The organism is Pseudonocardia xinjiangensis (assembly GCF_050948425.1).
Taxonomy (GTDB): domain Bacteria; phylum Actinomycetota; class Actinomycetes; order Mycobacteriales; family Pseudonocardiaceae; genus Pseudonocardia; species Pseudonocardia xinjiangensis.
On record NZ_CP192009.1, the window covers coordinates 1,526,306 to 1,540,586 of the forward strand.

Sequence of the window (14,281 nt, forward strand, 5' to 3'; positions counted from 1 at the left end):
TTTCGACGACCACGTGCCGGCACTGCGAGTGGACGAGTGGGGACAATGACGGGGTGTGGACGATTTGCGCGCTAGTGTTGTGCTGGACGGATGTTCAGCGAGCAAGGGGTCGGCCATCACCGTTATCGCGATCGAGGAGCACTGGACCACGCCGGAGCTGACGGCGGCGCTCGACGGCCTCCCGGAGGAGCAGCGGGACGACAGCCTGGCGCTCAACGGGATGGGCGACGCCCGCGCCCGGCTCGAGGACATCGGCGACGCCCGGATCGCAGCAATGGACGAGCAGGGCATCGACGTCCAGGTCATCTCCCTCGCTCCACCGGCGACCGGCCCCCTGCGTCCTGCCGACGCGGTCGCACTCAGCCGGAGAGCGAACGACCTCGCGGCAGAGGCGGTCCGCCGCCACCCGTCGCGCCTGCGCGCCATGGCCACGCTGCCGATGGCCGACCCGGGTGCCGTCGTCGGAGAGCTCGAGCGGGCGGCCGGGCTCGGGCTCGTCGGTGCCATGGTCTACGGCCGTACGGGTGCGACGGCGCTCGACGACCCCCGTTACGACGACCTGTTCGCAGCCGCCGCGGCGCTCCGCCTGCCGATCTTCATCCACCCCCAGATCCCACCGCGCGCGGTCCGCGAGGCCGCGTACTCCGGATTCGACGAGATGACCGAGCTCGGCCTCGCGACGTTCGGGTGGGGGTGGCACTTCGAGGCGGCGGTCGCGGCGCTGCGCCTGATCGTCCGCGGCACGTTCGACCGCCACCCCGACCTGCAGATCGTGCTCGGACACTGGGGCGAGCTCCTGCCCTTCTGGTCCGACCGGACGAACAGCCTGGCTCGCATCGCGGGGCTGCAGCGACCGGTGTCGGACACCATCCGATCGAACATCCACCTCACGTGCTCGGGCATGCTCAGTCCCGCGCTCCTGCATCACGCGCTCGAGGTCACCACGATCGATCGGCTCCTGTTCTCGACCGACTACCCGTTCCAGCACCCGACCGCGGCGGACCTGTCGCAGTTCCTGGGCGAGTTCGCGAGCGATGAGGACCGGCAGAAGTTCACCGCCGGCAACGCGCGGCAGCTGTTCGACATCCAGCCCTGACGAACGGGAATCCGGACACTTGCCTCAGTCGCCGTGTCCGGAGGTGACGCCGGCGAGCAGGTGCGAGAGCAGCTGTGCGGGCGCGTCCTCCTGCAGGAGGTGGCCCGCATCGTCGATCCAGTGCAACTCGGCGTGGGGGATCCGTTCCTGCAACCAGGTGCCGTACTCCGGGGGCAGGATGCGGTCCTCGCGTCCCCAGAGCAGCTTCACCGGCACGGCGATCTCGGCGAGCTTGGCCTCATAGGGTTTCGTGTCGGACTCGGAGAGCTGGCGGTACTGCCGGTAGTAGGCCGCTTGTCCTTCTGGTCCGAGCCAGGGGGCGAGGTGGGCCTTGAGCACGTCGGGACGGAACCCGAGGTGGGTGGCGTTGTTGAGGTGGCTGGTGACGAGGGACTCGTGCGCGTAGCCGGGGAGCTCATCGAAGACCTCGGGGTGGGTGCGGATGAGCGCGAACAGACCCCGCTCCCACGCCCCGCCGCTGACCGCGTCGAAGATGGTGAGGTCGCTGTACGTGGCCCCGTCGAGGAGCAGGGCGCGCAAGACGATGGCACCGCCGATGTCGTTGGCCACAACGCGGGGGCCGCTCAGCTCCCAGTGGGCGAGGAGCTCCACGAACCGGCGAGACTGCGCGGCCAGCGTGAGGTCCTGGCCCTCCTTCTGGTCGGACTGCCCGTAGCCGAGGTGGTCGAAGACGAAGACGGTGTGCTCCAGAGCGAGTGCCGGTGCGATGTCTCGCCAGAGAAAGGAGGAGTAAGGCGTGCCGTGCACGAGGACCATCGGGTCTCGCCCGTCGCCGAGCCGTGCCCACCGGATGATTCCGCCATCTGTCTCGAACTGCTCGGACAATGTCCAGGTCACCGTGGGTCCTCCCGCCGGCAGCGACCGACGCGCTGCTCACCGAGCACATACCCGACCTCTCGGCGAACGACACTGCCGAGCACCCCCTCAGCGGTCTCGCCGGACGAGCAGGCGGGCGAGCTCGTGCAGGTCACTGACGGCCGCCGGTTCGGGGCCGTCCCCGCCGACCGGGAGCAGGTCGAGAGCATCCGTCACGAGCGCGTCGGCCTTCGTCCGGCACCACGCGCGGCCGCCGGCGTGCTCGACGAGCGCGGCCGCCCTCGACACGTCGGCGTCGGACAGCTCGGCGTCGCCGCGGTAGAGCGCGGCGAGCTCGCGGCCGGCCGGCCGGCCGGAGGTGAGGGCGACGATCACCGGCAGCGACTTCTTGCGGCGGCGCAGGTCGCTGCCGGCCGGCTTGCCCGTGGTCCGCGGATCACCCCAGATACCCAGAAGATCGTCCACGACCTGGAACGCGAGCCCGATGTCGCGCCCGAAGCGCCGCAGGCGGGCGACCTCGTCCGGGCGGCCGCCGCCGAACAGCGCGCCGAGCGAGCACGCGCATCCCAGCAGGGAGCCCGTCTTGGCCTCGGCCATGTCGAGGCACTCCGCCAGCCCGACGTCGGTCCGTCGCTCGAACGCGAGATCGGACATCTGGCCCTCCACCAGCTCCTGGACGGTGGTGGTCAGCATGCGCACGCCCTGCCCCGCCGCCGGGTGCCCGCTACCGGCGAGCACGTCGGCCGCCAGCGCCAGCAGCGCGTCGCCCGCGAGGATCGCCGGACCGATGCCGAACACGGACCACGCCGTGGGGCGGTGGCGGCGGGTCGGGTCACGGTCCATGACGTCGTCGTGCAGCAACGAGAAGTCGTGCACCAGCTCGACGGCGACCGCGGCCGGCACGGCGTCCTGGACCTGTCCGGCGCCGACGACGCCGGCCGACAGCAGCGCGAGCGCGGGCCGGACGGCCTTACCGCCGCCGTCGGGCACGGGCGTTCCGTCGGCGTCCCACCAGCCCAGGTGGTAGCCCGCGACGTGCCGGACCGAACCGGGCAGCGAGTCGATCGCGGCCCGCTGGGCGGGCGTGACGGTGTCGCGGCACGCCGCGAGGACGGCCGCGACCGGCCGGTGTCCGGTGTCGGTGGGTGACCGGCCGGCCGTGTCCTCCGTCGCGGCGCCCCCGGAGCCGACCGTGGTCACCGGCCCAGCTGCACGTTCTCGAGGACACCCAGCGCGTCCGGCACCAGCACCGCCACCGAGTGGTAGGCGCTGACCTGGTAGGTCAGCACGGCGCGCTCGTCGATGCCGGTGAAGCGCACCGTGACGCCCGGCTCCAGCTGGTCCGGCAGCTCGTCGGGCCGCAGCCCGATGACGCCCTGGTCGTCGGCGCCGGTCCGCATCGCCAGGATCGAGCTGGTGCCGTCGGCGGCGATCGGGATCTTGTCCGACGGCAGCACCGGCACGCCGCGCCACCCGGCGTGCGGCCGGCCGTCGACCAGCACCGGGGCCGGGTAGACGCCCCGGCGGTTGCACTCGCGGTGGAACGCGGCGATCGCCTTCGGGTGCGCGAGGAAGAACGCCGTGCTGCGCCGCCTGCTCAGCAGCTCGTCCATGTCGTCGGGGCCGGGTGGCCCACTGCGGGTCTGCACCCGCTGGGCCAGCGCCACGTTGTGCAGCAGCCCGAAGCCGGGGTTGGTGAGCAGCTCCAGTTCCTCGCGTTCGCGCAGCTCGTGGATCGTGAGCCGCAGCTGCTGCTCGGTCTGGTTCTGCGGCTTGTTGTAGAGGTCGGCGACGCGGGTGTGGACCCGCAGCATCGCCTGCGCGACGCTCAGCTCGTACTCGCGCGGCTGCAGCTCGTAGTCGACGAACGTCCGCGGGAGCACCGCCTCGCCCGTGTGGCCGGCCGCGATCTCGATGGGCGCCTCGCCGTACCTGTTCGCTGCGGGCGCCGCTGCTGCGTTCCGCTCCAGGTGCTCGCGCAGGCCGGCTGCGGCGCCGAGGTACCCGTCGAGCGCGGCGCGGCCGAGCACCAGCACCACGCCACGGGTGGCGGCCGTGAGCGTGGCGGGCCAGAGGGCGTCGCGGCCGGTGAGCAGCTCCGCACCGGCGATGTCACCGTCGGCGAGCACCCCGAGCACGGCCGGGTCGCCGTAGGGGCCGGCGCCGAGCCTTCTGATCTTGCCGTGCGCCACCAGCACCAGCTCGTCGACCGGCTGCCCCGCCGTGGCGAGGACCTGCCCGGCCTGCACCTCCCGCTGTGTGAACAGCCCGGCGAGGCCGGCCAGGGTGGAGTCGTCCGCGACGCCGCGCAGCGCCCCGATCTCCCGCAGCTCGGCGGGGATGACCGTGACGGCGGAGCCGGTCTGCGCGAACGTCACGCGCCCGTCGCCGACGACGCTCGTCAGGCGGCGGTTGAGCCGGTAGGAGCCTCCGCTCACCCCTTGCCACGGCAGCATCCGCAGGAGCCAGCGCGGGGTGATGCCCCGCATCTGAGGGGCGGTCTTCGTGGTGGTCGCAAGCCGGCGTGCCGCCTCGGTGTGGAGGCTCGTGGCCCTCGTCGCGTCGGCGACGTCGGGCGTCTCGGTGACCGTCATCGCCGCCTCAGTCCTCGCGCCCGACCTCGACGTCCTCGAGCACGGCGAGCGCGTCAGGGACCATCACGGCCACCGAGTAGTAGGCGCTGACCAGGTAGGACGCGACCGCCTTGTCGTCGATCCCCATGAAGCGCACGTTCAGGCCGGGCTGGTACTCGTCGGGGAGCCCGGTCTGGTGCAGGCCGATCACGCCCTGGTCGTTCTCGCCGGTCCGCATGAGCAGCACGGAGCTGGTGCGGGCCCGGCTGATCGGGATCTTGTTGCTGGGCAGCACGGGTACGCCGCGCCACGCCGGTACCTGGTGGCCGCCCAGGTCCACTGTCGACGGATACAGGCCCCGGCGCGAGCACTCCCGGGCGAACGCGGCGATCGTGCGTGGATGGGCGAGGAAGAACCCCGGGTTCTTCCAGACGACGGAGAGCAGCTCGTCGAAGTCGTCCGGGGTGGGGGCGCCGCTGCGGGAGGGCAGCCGGTTGGCGAAGTCGGCGTTGTGCAGCAACCCGATCCTGCGGTCGTTGATCATCTCGTGCTCTTGACGCTCGCGCAGCTCCTCGATCGCGAGCCGCAGCTGCTGCTCGGTCTGGTTCATCGGCTTGTTGTAGAGGTCGGCGACGCGGGTGTGGACCCGCAGCACCGTCTGCGCGACGTCCAGCTCGTACTCACGTGGTGTGCGCTCGTAGTCGACGAACGTCTGCGGCAGCTGGTACTCGCCGACCAGTCCGGCGGCGAGGTCGACGGCGGCCTCGCCCTCGTCGTTCTGCGGCCTGTCGGCGGCGGTGAGGCGGTGCTGGATGTGCGCCCGGAGCCCGCCCGCGTTCCCGTCGAGCTCGTCGAACGCCTGCCGGGAGAGGGTTAGAACGGTGCCTGCCGTGAGCGCCCGTGCGGTGAAGTCCCACTGGCCGCCGCTGTCGGCGAGTACGTGGCCGCCGAAGTGGTCGCCGTCGGCGAGCACGCCGAGCCTGACCTCGTCGCCGTACTTGCCGGTGCGGAACTTGCCCACCTTGCCGTGCGCGATCAGGACGACCTGGTCGGCGGGTGTGCCTGCCTGCACCAGCACCTCGCCGGCCTGCACGTCGCGCTGGGCGAACCGGTCCGCCAGCGCGCGGAGCACGTCCTCCTCGTCGAACCCCTTGAGCAGGCTCAGCTCGGTGAGCTCGCGGGGGATGACCCGCACCTCGGCGCCGGTGCTCTCGAACTGGACGCGGCCGTCGTCGAGAGTGAAGGTCAGCCTGCGGTTGAGCCGGTACACACCGCCGTCGACCTGCACCCACGGCAGCATGCGCAGCAGCCACCGCGAGGTGATCCCCTGCATCTGGGGGGTGGACTTGGTGGTCGTCGAGAGGTTTCGCGCCGCCGACGTGTCGAGGCTCGTCCGCTGGAGAGCGTTCTCGAGGGCGGACGCGGCGGAGTCGGTCACGGTCATGACGGGATCACCATTCCTGGGAGAAGGGAGGAAACCGGACTGCAGGAGGCGGCCGCTCGGAAGTCGCGGTGGAATCCCAGGGGCCGAGGCAGGGTGAGGTCGGCTGTTGCGACGATACGCGGAACGTCAACGACGGCAAGAGTCCGAAAGTGGATGTCTCAATGGAGGGGTCACCGGAAGTCGGATGCGTAAATCGGTTCGACAAGATGCGCCGCCCGACTCGGAGCGATTTGTGAGAAGTGCTTGACGAGTTGACTATCGGAAGCGCCGCAGAGCGGCGAGCCCACCCATGCTCAACGTCATCACGAACACGGCGAGCACGGCGACGATCGCTGCGGTCATCCCGGATGGAGCAATCAGCCCTGCTTCTTCGGCGAGGCTCGACCTACTCGTCACGGGCGACCGCTCCGGCGGGGGTGGCGCCGGCTGCGGTAGCGCCGGGGGTTCCCCAGCCGGTTGGGCCGGTGGCGCGGCGGCCTGCTGGGCCGCAGGTCCGGCCGGTCCCTGGGCCGGCGGCTCGGCCGCTCCCTGCGGTGCTTGGCCTGCGGGTGCCGGCAGGAGCGGGGCGATGGGAAGCGGTGCAGGCGGTGGCGGCGGGGGTGGCGCAGGTGGAGGCGGCGCGGGCGGTGGTGGGGCGAGCGGAGGTGGGGCAGGTGGTGGCGGTGCGGGTGGTGGCGGCGCGACCGCGGCAGCAGGTGCGGGTCCCGGTGCAAGAGGTGGCGGCGCGGGGGCCGGCGGCTCCGGTGCTGCGGGGGAGGGCGCCTGGGCGGGCGAATCCGGTCGACACAGCACGCAGACATCCACCGGCGGGACCGAGACCTCCGCGAGGGACGACCCGCCGGGCGGCACGTTCGCGCGCACCCTGACGTCCGGGAGACCCGAGTCCGGGAGGCCGGCGCCGGGCAGGTCGACGTCCAGGCCGATGCCTCGTGCGCGGGTGTCCGGCGAGTCGTCGGTCTCGGAGTCGTCCGGTGGTGAGTCGTCGTCCCCCGGGAGATCGACGCGCAGCAGGGACCGGCCGCCCTGTGAGTCGTCGTTATCGGGGTCGTCCCGTGGTGAGTCGTCGCCGCCGGAGAGGTCGATGCGCAGCCGGTCGGACGAGTCGGAGTCCGGAGGGTCGTCGTCCCGTGAGTCGGAACCGAGGAGATCCAGGTCAGGCAGGTCGACGTCCGGCAGGAAGCCGTCCTCCGGGAGGGTCGCCGCGGGTGCCCGTGCCGGGCCCGCGGCGATACCGGTGTCCACGGCGGCAGCGGGGGCGCCGAACCCGATCACGGCAGTGGTCACGGCCATCACGAAGAAGGGAGCGGTCGGCAAGTTCGTCGGCATGAAAGCCCTTTCCCGTGCCGTAGGCGGGCTGTCGGATCGCGGGTGCCCTACCGGGACCACGGACGTGCCTATCCGCTTCACCGTTCCTAACGGACCGATTGCAGGGCGTACAAGAACATTCGGCAAGGGTTCACCCGATCCGGTGGACTACCTGCGACCTGCCTCGACCATCAGGTGTTGGGGAGCTTACGGTATGCGTCGGCCTACGACTGATCATTGTGCTGCCGCGAATTCGTCCGCGCCGACCGCAGCGGGCTCTCCTCGACTACCTATCACGGGGTCAATCCGTGTTGACAGATCTGATCCTCACCATAATCGCCCCCACGCTTATCGTGGTACTCGTCGCAATTCTTCGGGGCCGCCGAAAAACGGTCTCCGAAGGCGAGTTCGACTCCGACTCCGTCGGGTTCGCCGGCGGCGTGATCAGCGCGCTGTTCACCGTGATGCTGGCGTTCTACATCGTCTTCGCGTGGCAGGTGGGTGCCGACATCGAGGGCAACACGAAGTCCGAGGCCCACGCCGTCGTCGACGCGTATTGGCAGGCCGACGCCCTCCCCGAACCGCACCGCACCGCGATCCGGAGCGGGCTGGGGGACTACGTGTCTTCGGTGGCCGACGAGGAGTGGCCTGCCCTGGTGGCCGGCCGGACCCACCCACGGCCTGCCGAGCTGATCCAGGTCATCCGCACCGAGTTCACCACGGTGCCCGACTCCGGCGGGGCCGTCGCCTATGCCCGTGAGCAGGGCCTGCAGGACGTGCGCCAGCTCGACGACAACCATCGCGCCCGCGTCGACGCCGCCACCCGCGGCGACACGCTCACCACCGTGCTGCTGGTCGGAACGCTGATCGGGGCGGCCCTGATGATCGTGATACCGCTGCTCGTCGGGGCCAGCACGCGCCCCGCGAACGTCGTGATCCTGGGGGTTCTGACCGCCGCGGTCGGGGCGACGGTGTTCCTGGCCATCGCGCTGAGCCACCCGCTCGACGGGCCCTTCGGCGTCGAGCCGGGCGCGCTGGTCGACGCGTGGCAGGAGATCAGCCCCAGACCCTGACGAGGAGGAGCCGACCCATGGCGACACAGCAGGCTTTCACGATGCCGGACTTCTACCTGCCCTACCCCGCGCGGATCAACCCGCACCTGGAGCGGGCCCGAGCGCACTCGATGGCGTGGGCCCGGCAGATGGGCATGCTCGACGCGCCGAAACCCGGTGGTGGGGTCGTCTGGACCGAGGCCGCGCTGGCGCGGATGGACTACGCGCTGCTGTGTGCGTACACGCACCCGGACTGCGACGGGACCATGCTGGACCTGATCACGGACTGGTACGTGTGGGTCTTCTTCTTCGACGACCACTTCCTCGAGCACTTCAAGTACTCCCGCGACATCCCGGGGGCGACGGCCTACCTCGCGCGCCTCGAACTCTTCATGGCCGCGGACAGGCAGGAGCCACCCGAGGCGACCAACCCGGGCGAGGTGGGGCTGCTCGACCTGTGGCGGCGCACCGCGCCGGACCGCTCGCCGCACTGGCGGCGGAGGTTCGCGCTGAGCACCCACAACCTGATGATCGAGTCGATGTGGGAGCTGACGAACATCGAGCGCGGCCGCGTCGCGAATCCCATCGAGTACGTGCAGATGCGGCGGCGGGTGGGCGGCGCGCCGTGGTCGGCGAACCTCGTCGAGCACGCGGTCGCCGCCGAGGTACCCGACCAGCTCGCGGCCGCCCGCCCGATGCGGGTGCTCGTGGACACGTTCGCCGACGCCGTGCACCTGCGCAACGACCTGTTCTCCTACCAGCGCGAGGTGCAGGAGGAGGGCGAGAACTCCAACGCGGTGCTGGTGGTGGAGCGGTTCCTGGACTGCTCGACCCAGGAGTCCGCCGACGTGGTCGGTGAGCTGCTCACCTCCCGGATGCAGCAGTTCGAGAACACGGCGCTCGGCGAGGTGCCCGCGCTGCTCGCGGAGCACGGCATCGCGCCGGACGAGCAGCTCGGGATCGGGGCGTACGTCAAGGGCCTGCAGGACTGGCAGTCCGGCGGCCACGAATGGCATGCCCGGTCGAGCAGGTACATGAACGAGGGCATGGCCGCGGACGCGTCGGTCCCGCAGCCGGGCACGCTGCTCGCGGGCCCGACCGGGCTGGGCACCTCCGGCCTGCGCTTCCGGTCCAGCGGGCTGAAGCGGCGTGCGCAGCAGCACGCGTTCGCGCCGTTCCGGCCGGTCGGCCACCTGCCGGTTCCCGAGCTCTACATGCCGTTCGCCCACCGCGTGAGCCCGCACCTCGGCGCCGCCCGCGAGTACGCGCCGAGCTGGGCCCGCGCGGTCGGCATGTTCGACCCCCTGCCCGGCAGGCCCGACGTCGGCGCGCTGTGGGACGAGCGCCGGTTCCGCGGGTTCGACTTCCCGTACTGCGCCGCGATGATCCACGCGGACGCAGATCCCGAGCAGCTGTTCCTGACGTCGGCGTGGCTGAGCTGGGGCACGTACGCCGACGACTTCTACCCGCGCGTGTTCGGCCCGAGCCACGACCTCGCGGGCGCGAAACTCCTCACCGAGCGGCTCTCGGCATTCATGCCACTGGACCTGGGCGCCACCCCCGAGCCGGTCAACGCGGTCGAGCGGGGCCTGGCCGACCTGTGGCCGCGTACCGCGGAGCCCATCGCGGTCCCTGCGCGACGGAAGTTCCGCGCCGACGTGGAGCGGATGACCGCGAGCTGGGTGTGGGAGCTGCAGAACCGGGCGTGGGGCCGCGTCCCCGACCCCGTCGACTACGTGGAGATGCGCCGGGACACCTTCGGCTCGGACCTGACCAGCAGCCTGCGGCGGCTCGCCGGCGGGGGAGCGGTGGCGTCCGAGGTCCACCGGCACCGGGTGATGCACGAGCTGGACACCGCGGCCCAGGACTACGCGGTCTTCCTCAACGACCTGTTCTCCTACCAGAAGGAGATCGAGTACGAGGGCGAGATGCACAACATGGTGCAGGTCGTGGAGACGTTCCTGGGCGTCGATCGCAACCGCGCCGCCGCGGCCGTGGCCGAGCTGATGAAGGCACGGATGGAGGAGTTCGAGCTGCTCGTCGAGCACGACCTGCCGGCGATGTTCGACGAGCTCGCCCTCGACGCCACCACCCGGGCCGTCCTGGTCGACCACGTCGCCGGCCTGAAGGACTGGCTCTCCGGCATTCTCGAGTGGCACCGCCGGTGTGCGCGCTACACGGAGGCCGAGCTGCAGCGCAGCCGCGTGCCGACCACGCCGTCCGGGCTCCCGCTCGCGCCGGTCGGGCTGGGCACGTCGGCGGTGCGGGTCTTCGCCGGCAGCGGCGGAAGGTGACCCAGCGGCCTGTCCGCTCCGACCCGTGCCGCGCGCCGCCGATCACTGGCGGACCGCTTGGTCGAGGCTGCCGTCGAAGCTCTGCAGGGCGTGTGCAGTCTGCTGGAACATCCGGTGGAGCGACTGGGCCGCCGGAGTCAGGCGGTGCTCGCGCGAGCGGGCGAGCAGGATGCGCCGAACCGGTGCGTCGGGGCCGAGTCCGACGGTCGTGACGTCGTCACGCAGGCCGGTCAGTGCGAGCCGTGGTGCGAGTGCGATGCCGATGCCGACCGCGGCCATCGCCTGGGCCTCCTGGTAGTCGTGGGCCATGTAGGCGATCTTCGGTTCGAAGCCGGCCGCTCGGCAGCTCCTGGTCAGCACCTCGGAGACCGGGTGGTCCGAGCGCACGATCCACTGTTCCAAGGCCAGTTCGGCGAAGGTCGTCGACCCGCGAGCGGCCAATGGGTGCGCGGTGGACACGACGAGGGCGGTGGGGTCGTCCAGCAGGTGGGTGATGTCGAGGTCGTCCTCTGGCGTGCGGCTCCACGCGTAGTCCCACAGCAGCGACAGCTCTGCTTCCCGCTCCTCGAGCAGCTCGAGCAGGCCTTCCCTGCGGGCGCTGTGCACGACGAGGTTCACGGCGGGATGCCTGCGCCTGAACTCGCGCACCACGAGAGGCAGGAAGGATGCAGCGACGGTGGGGAACGTGCCCACGCGCAGGTAGCCCGACCGCAGGCCCGCCAGATCGTCCAGCTCCGTCCGAGCGGCCCGCAGCTCCCGTTCGATGCGCTCGGCGTGAGCCACCAGCGCACGTCCTGCACCGGTGAGCGTGACACCCCGGACGTGGCGTTCGAGCAACGGCTGGCCCGCTTCGGCCTCGAGCCTGCTGATCTGCTGGGACACGGCCGAGGGGGTGTAGGTCAGTGTGGCGGCGGCCGCGGTGATGGAACCCCGGCGGCCCACCTCGGCCAGCAACAGGAGCCGCCGTACGTCGAGGGCCATCTCACGTGCCTTAACTTCTGCTAAAGGGGTATGCAATTTTCCGACATTGTACTCAAGGGTCCCGAGGTCGATCGTCGATGCATGCGATATCTGCGCGGGACCTGGATGCGGGGCGGTACCAGCAAGTGCTGGCTCTTCGACGCAGAAGAGATGGCCGGCGCCGACCCGGACGACATGCTGGCCGCCGCGTTCGGTGCCGCTGACCCGCGTCAGCTCGACGGGGTCGGCGGGGCGACGTCCACCACCTCCAAGGCAGCGATCGTGCAGCGGTCAACCCGGCCCGACGCGGATGTCGAGTACCTCTTCGCGCAGGTCGGCATCGGCACCCGGCGGGTGGAGTGGTCGAGCAACTGTGGCAACTGTGCGACGGCGATCGGTCTGTACGCGCTGCTGACGCGGAAGGTGCCGGCCGGCCCCGACCGGACCACGGTCCGGATGCGCAACATCAACACCGGCGCCCTGCTGGCGGCGACGGTGTTGACGCCCGGAGGCGTCGTGCCGGAACAGGGATCGACGACGGTCCCGGGGACGGCGGTCGGCGGGGTGCCGGTCGAGCTCGCGTTCCTCGCGCCGGAGGGGACCACGACCGGGGCTCTGCTGCCGACCGGACGGCCCGTCGACGCTCTGCCGCAACCCGTCACGCTGGTGGACGCCGGGGCGCCGGCCGCGCTGGTGGACGCCGCCGCCCTTGGCTTGACGGCCGGCGAGTCCGTGGACGCGTTGGCGCCGCACATCGCCGAGCTCGTCCGGCTGCGCCGTGAGTCTGCGCTGGCGATGGGGCTGGCGAGACCCGGCGATCCGGTCGACCACGCCGTCCCGAAGACCGGAGTCGTCGGTCCGCCGATCGACTACCGCGCGGCTGACGGAGCCGTGATCCGCGCAGCCGACTACGACCTCGCGGTGCGGATGCTGTCCATGCACGCCCCTCATCCGGCGATCGGTCTCACCTCGGCCGTCGCCGTGGCAGCGGCGGCGGGCGTCGAGGGAAGCCTGGTCCGGCGCGCGCTGCGCGGTCGGATGCCGGAGGTCCTGCGGCTGGGCACCCCGGTCGGGATCGTCACGGCACGAGTGGAGCGCCGGCCGGACGGCCTGCGCGCGGTCTGGATGCCGCGGGCCGCCCGCCGGCTCGCGGTCGCCGAGATCTCCGTTCCCCTGGTCGGAGCGGATGAAGCGGCCGTGTTCGAGGCAGTCAGCTGACGCGACTCGACCGAAGGTAGGGAAACAGATGTCGCACGAATGGGACGTCGTCGTGGTGGGCGGCGGCAACGCGGGTTTCTGCGCGGCGCAGTCCGCTCGTGAACGGGGCGCACGCGTGCTGGTCCTGGAGAAGGCACCGCGGGAGTGGGCAGGCGGGAACAGCTACTTCACGGCAGGGGCGATGCGCACCGTCCATGGTGGACTGGACGACGTCGCCGGCCTCGTCGAGCCGTTCGACGCGGGATGTGTCGACCTGGACCCCTACAGCGAGCAGGACTTCCTCGGCGACCTGGACCGGGTCACCGGTGGTCGGTGCGATCGTGGTCTCGCGGAGATACTGGTGAGCGAGTCGCGGCAGTCCCTGAGCTGGCTGAAGCAGCTGGGCCTGCGCTTCGAGCTGATGTTCCACCGCCAGGCCTACGAGGTCGACGGGCGCTTCCGGTTCTGGGGCGGCCTCGCCGTCGGCGTGCTGGGCGGCGGTAAGGGCCTGGTCGCCGACCACCTGACCGCAGCGGCCGCGCACGGGGTCACCGTCCGGTTCGACGCCCACGTCAGGGAGGTGCTCACCGGACAGGACGGAGGCGTCGAGGGGGTGGTGCTCGCCGGTGGGGAACGGATCCGGGCCGCAGCGGTGATCCTGGCGTGCGGCGGGTTCGAGGCGAACCCCGCGATGCGCTCGGCCTACCTCGGGCCCGGATGGGACCTCGCGGCGGTGCGGGGGACGCCCTACAACACCGGCGACGGGATCACCATGGCGCTCGGCGTCGGTGCGCAGCCGTTCGGGCACTTCAGCGGCTGCCACTCCGTCGCCTGGGATGCTGGGGCGCGACCGGTCGGCGATCGCGACCTGACCAACCAGCTGACCCGGGGCGGATACCCGTTCGGCATCGTGATCAACGCCGACGGCGAGCGGTTCGTCGACGAGGGCGCAGACTTCCGCAACTACACCTACGCCAAGTACGGCGCGGAGATCCTGAAGCAGCCCGGCGGCTGGGCGGTGCAGGTCTTCGACGCCAAGACCACGCCCCTGCTGCGGCCCGAGGAGTACGCCGCGCCCGGCGCGACCAAGATCGAGGCCGACACGATCGAGGGGCTGGCGAAGGCGCTCCGGATCGACGAGACGCGGCTCGCCCGCACCGTCGAGGAGTTCAACCGGGCCGTGACCCGGGAGCGGTTCAACCCGACGGTCAAGGACGGCAAGCGCGCCGAGGGCGTGCGCCCGGTCAAGTCGAACTGGGCACAGGCGCTGGACACACCACCGTTCGTCGCCTTTCCGGTCGGCTGCGGGATCACCTTCACTTTCGGCGGCCTGCGCATCGACGAGGCCGGGGCGGTCCTGGACACCGCCGGACGTCGCATCGCCGGCCTGTTCGCCGCCGGTGAGCTGGTCGGTGGGTTGTTCTACTTCAACTATCCGGGCGGCTCCGGCCTGACGTCCGGCACCGTGTTCGGTCGCCGCGCCGGTCGTAACGCCTGCGCGTGAGCGGCTGCCGACCCTCGTG

Annotated in this window: 11 protein-coding genes; 5 read left to right on the plus strand and 6 right to left on the minus strand. The window is 71.4% G+C overall.

Annotated elements, in window-relative coordinates:
- Nucleotides 1-55: 55 nt before the first annotated feature.
- Complete coding sequence (locus tag ACQPZA_RS07315; protein WP_433279512.1) at nt 56-1,096, plus strand: amidohydrolase family protein; 1,041 nt, start codon at nt 56-58, stop codon at nt 1,094-1,096.
- A gap of 24 nt (nt 1,097-1,120) precedes the next feature.
- Here ACQPZA_RS07315 and ACQPZA_RS07320 read toward each other — a convergent pair whose 3' ends face one another.
- The 5 genes from ACQPZA_RS07320 to ACQPZA_RS07340 form a co-directional block, all read right to left on the minus strand.
- Nucleotides 1,121-1,954 (minus strand): alpha/beta fold hydrolase, encoded by an 834-nt coding sequence (locus tag ACQPZA_RS07320; RefSeq protein ID WP_433279514.1) that lies wholly within the window; start codon nt 1,952-1,954, stop codon nt 1,121-1,123.
- Between the two features lie 87 nt (nt 1,955-2,041).
- Complete coding sequence (locus tag ACQPZA_RS07325) at nt 2,042-3,133, minus strand: family 2 encapsulin nanocompartment cargo protein polyprenyl transferase (RefSeq protein WP_433279516.1); 1,092 nt, start codon at nt 3,131-3,133, stop codon at nt 2,042-2,044.
- A complete protein-coding gene (locus tag ACQPZA_RS07330; RefSeq protein ID WP_433279518.1) occupies nt 3,130-4,527 on the minus strand; it encodes a family 2B encapsulin nanocompartment shell protein in 1,398 nt (465 codons plus the stop codon). Before ACQPZA_RS07330 ends, ACQPZA_RS07325 begins: the two co-directional genes overlap by 4 nt.
- A gap of 7 nt (nt 4,528-4,534) precedes the next feature.
- Nucleotides 4,535-5,950, minus strand: a complete 1,416-nt coding sequence (locus ACQPZA_RS07335) for a family 2B encapsulin nanocompartment shell protein (RefSeq protein WP_433279520.1) — start codon at nt 5,948-5,950, stop codon at nt 4,535-4,537.
- Nucleotides 5,951-6,205: 255 nt separating this feature from the next.
- Nucleotides 6,206-7,276, minus strand: a complete 1,071-nt coding sequence (locus ACQPZA_RS07340; RefSeq protein ID WP_433279522.1) for a hypothetical protein — start codon at nt 7,274-7,276, stop codon at nt 6,206-6,208.
- 332 nt (nt 7,277-7,608) lie between these two features.
- On the opposite strand from ACQPZA_RS07340, the gene ACQPZA_RS07345 reads away from it, so the two are divergent.
- Together ACQPZA_RS07345 and ACQPZA_RS07350 are read left to right on the plus strand one after the other, a co-directional pair.
- Nucleotides 7,609-8,328 carry a hypothetical protein gene (locus tag ACQPZA_RS07345; protein ID WP_433279524.1) on the plus strand — a complete coding sequence of 240 codons (720 nt, stop codon included), beginning with the start codon at nt 7,609-7,611 and terminating at the stop codon, nt 8,326-8,328.
- Nucleotides 8,329-8,345: 17 nt separating this feature from the next.
- The gene (locus tag ACQPZA_RS07350; protein WP_433279526.1) at nt 8,346-10,601 is read left to right on the plus strand and encodes a terpene synthase family protein; all 2,256 of its coding nucleotides are present in this window, start codon (nt 8,346-8,348) and stop codon (nt 10,599-10,601) included.
- A gap of 42 nt (nt 10,602-10,643) precedes the next feature.
- Here the strand turns inward: ACQPZA_RS07350 and ACQPZA_RS07355 are convergent, their stop codons facing one another.
- Nucleotides 10,644-11,582: a LysR substrate-binding domain-containing protein gene (locus tag ACQPZA_RS07355; RefSeq protein ID WP_433279528.1), complete on the minus strand. Its 939-nt coding sequence runs from the start codon at nt 11,580-11,582 to the stop codon at nt 10,644-10,646.
- An 81-nt stretch (nt 11,583-11,663) separates the two neighbouring features.
- Here ACQPZA_RS07355 and ACQPZA_RS07360 point away from each other — a divergent pair, with 81 nt between their 5' ends.
- Nucleotides 11,664-12,779, plus strand: a complete 1,116-nt coding sequence (locus ACQPZA_RS07360) for a PrpF domain-containing protein (RefSeq protein ID WP_433279530.1) — start codon at nt 11,664-11,666, stop codon at nt 12,777-12,779.
- A gap of 28 nt (nt 12,780-12,807) precedes the next feature.
- Complete coding sequence (tcuA, locus tag ACQPZA_RS07365; RefSeq protein WP_433279532.1) at nt 12,808-14,262, plus strand: FAD-dependent tricarballylate dehydrogenase TcuA; 1,455 nt, start codon at nt 12,808-12,810, stop codon at nt 14,260-14,262.
- The last annotated feature ends 19 nt before the right edge of the window (nt 14,263-14,281 follow it).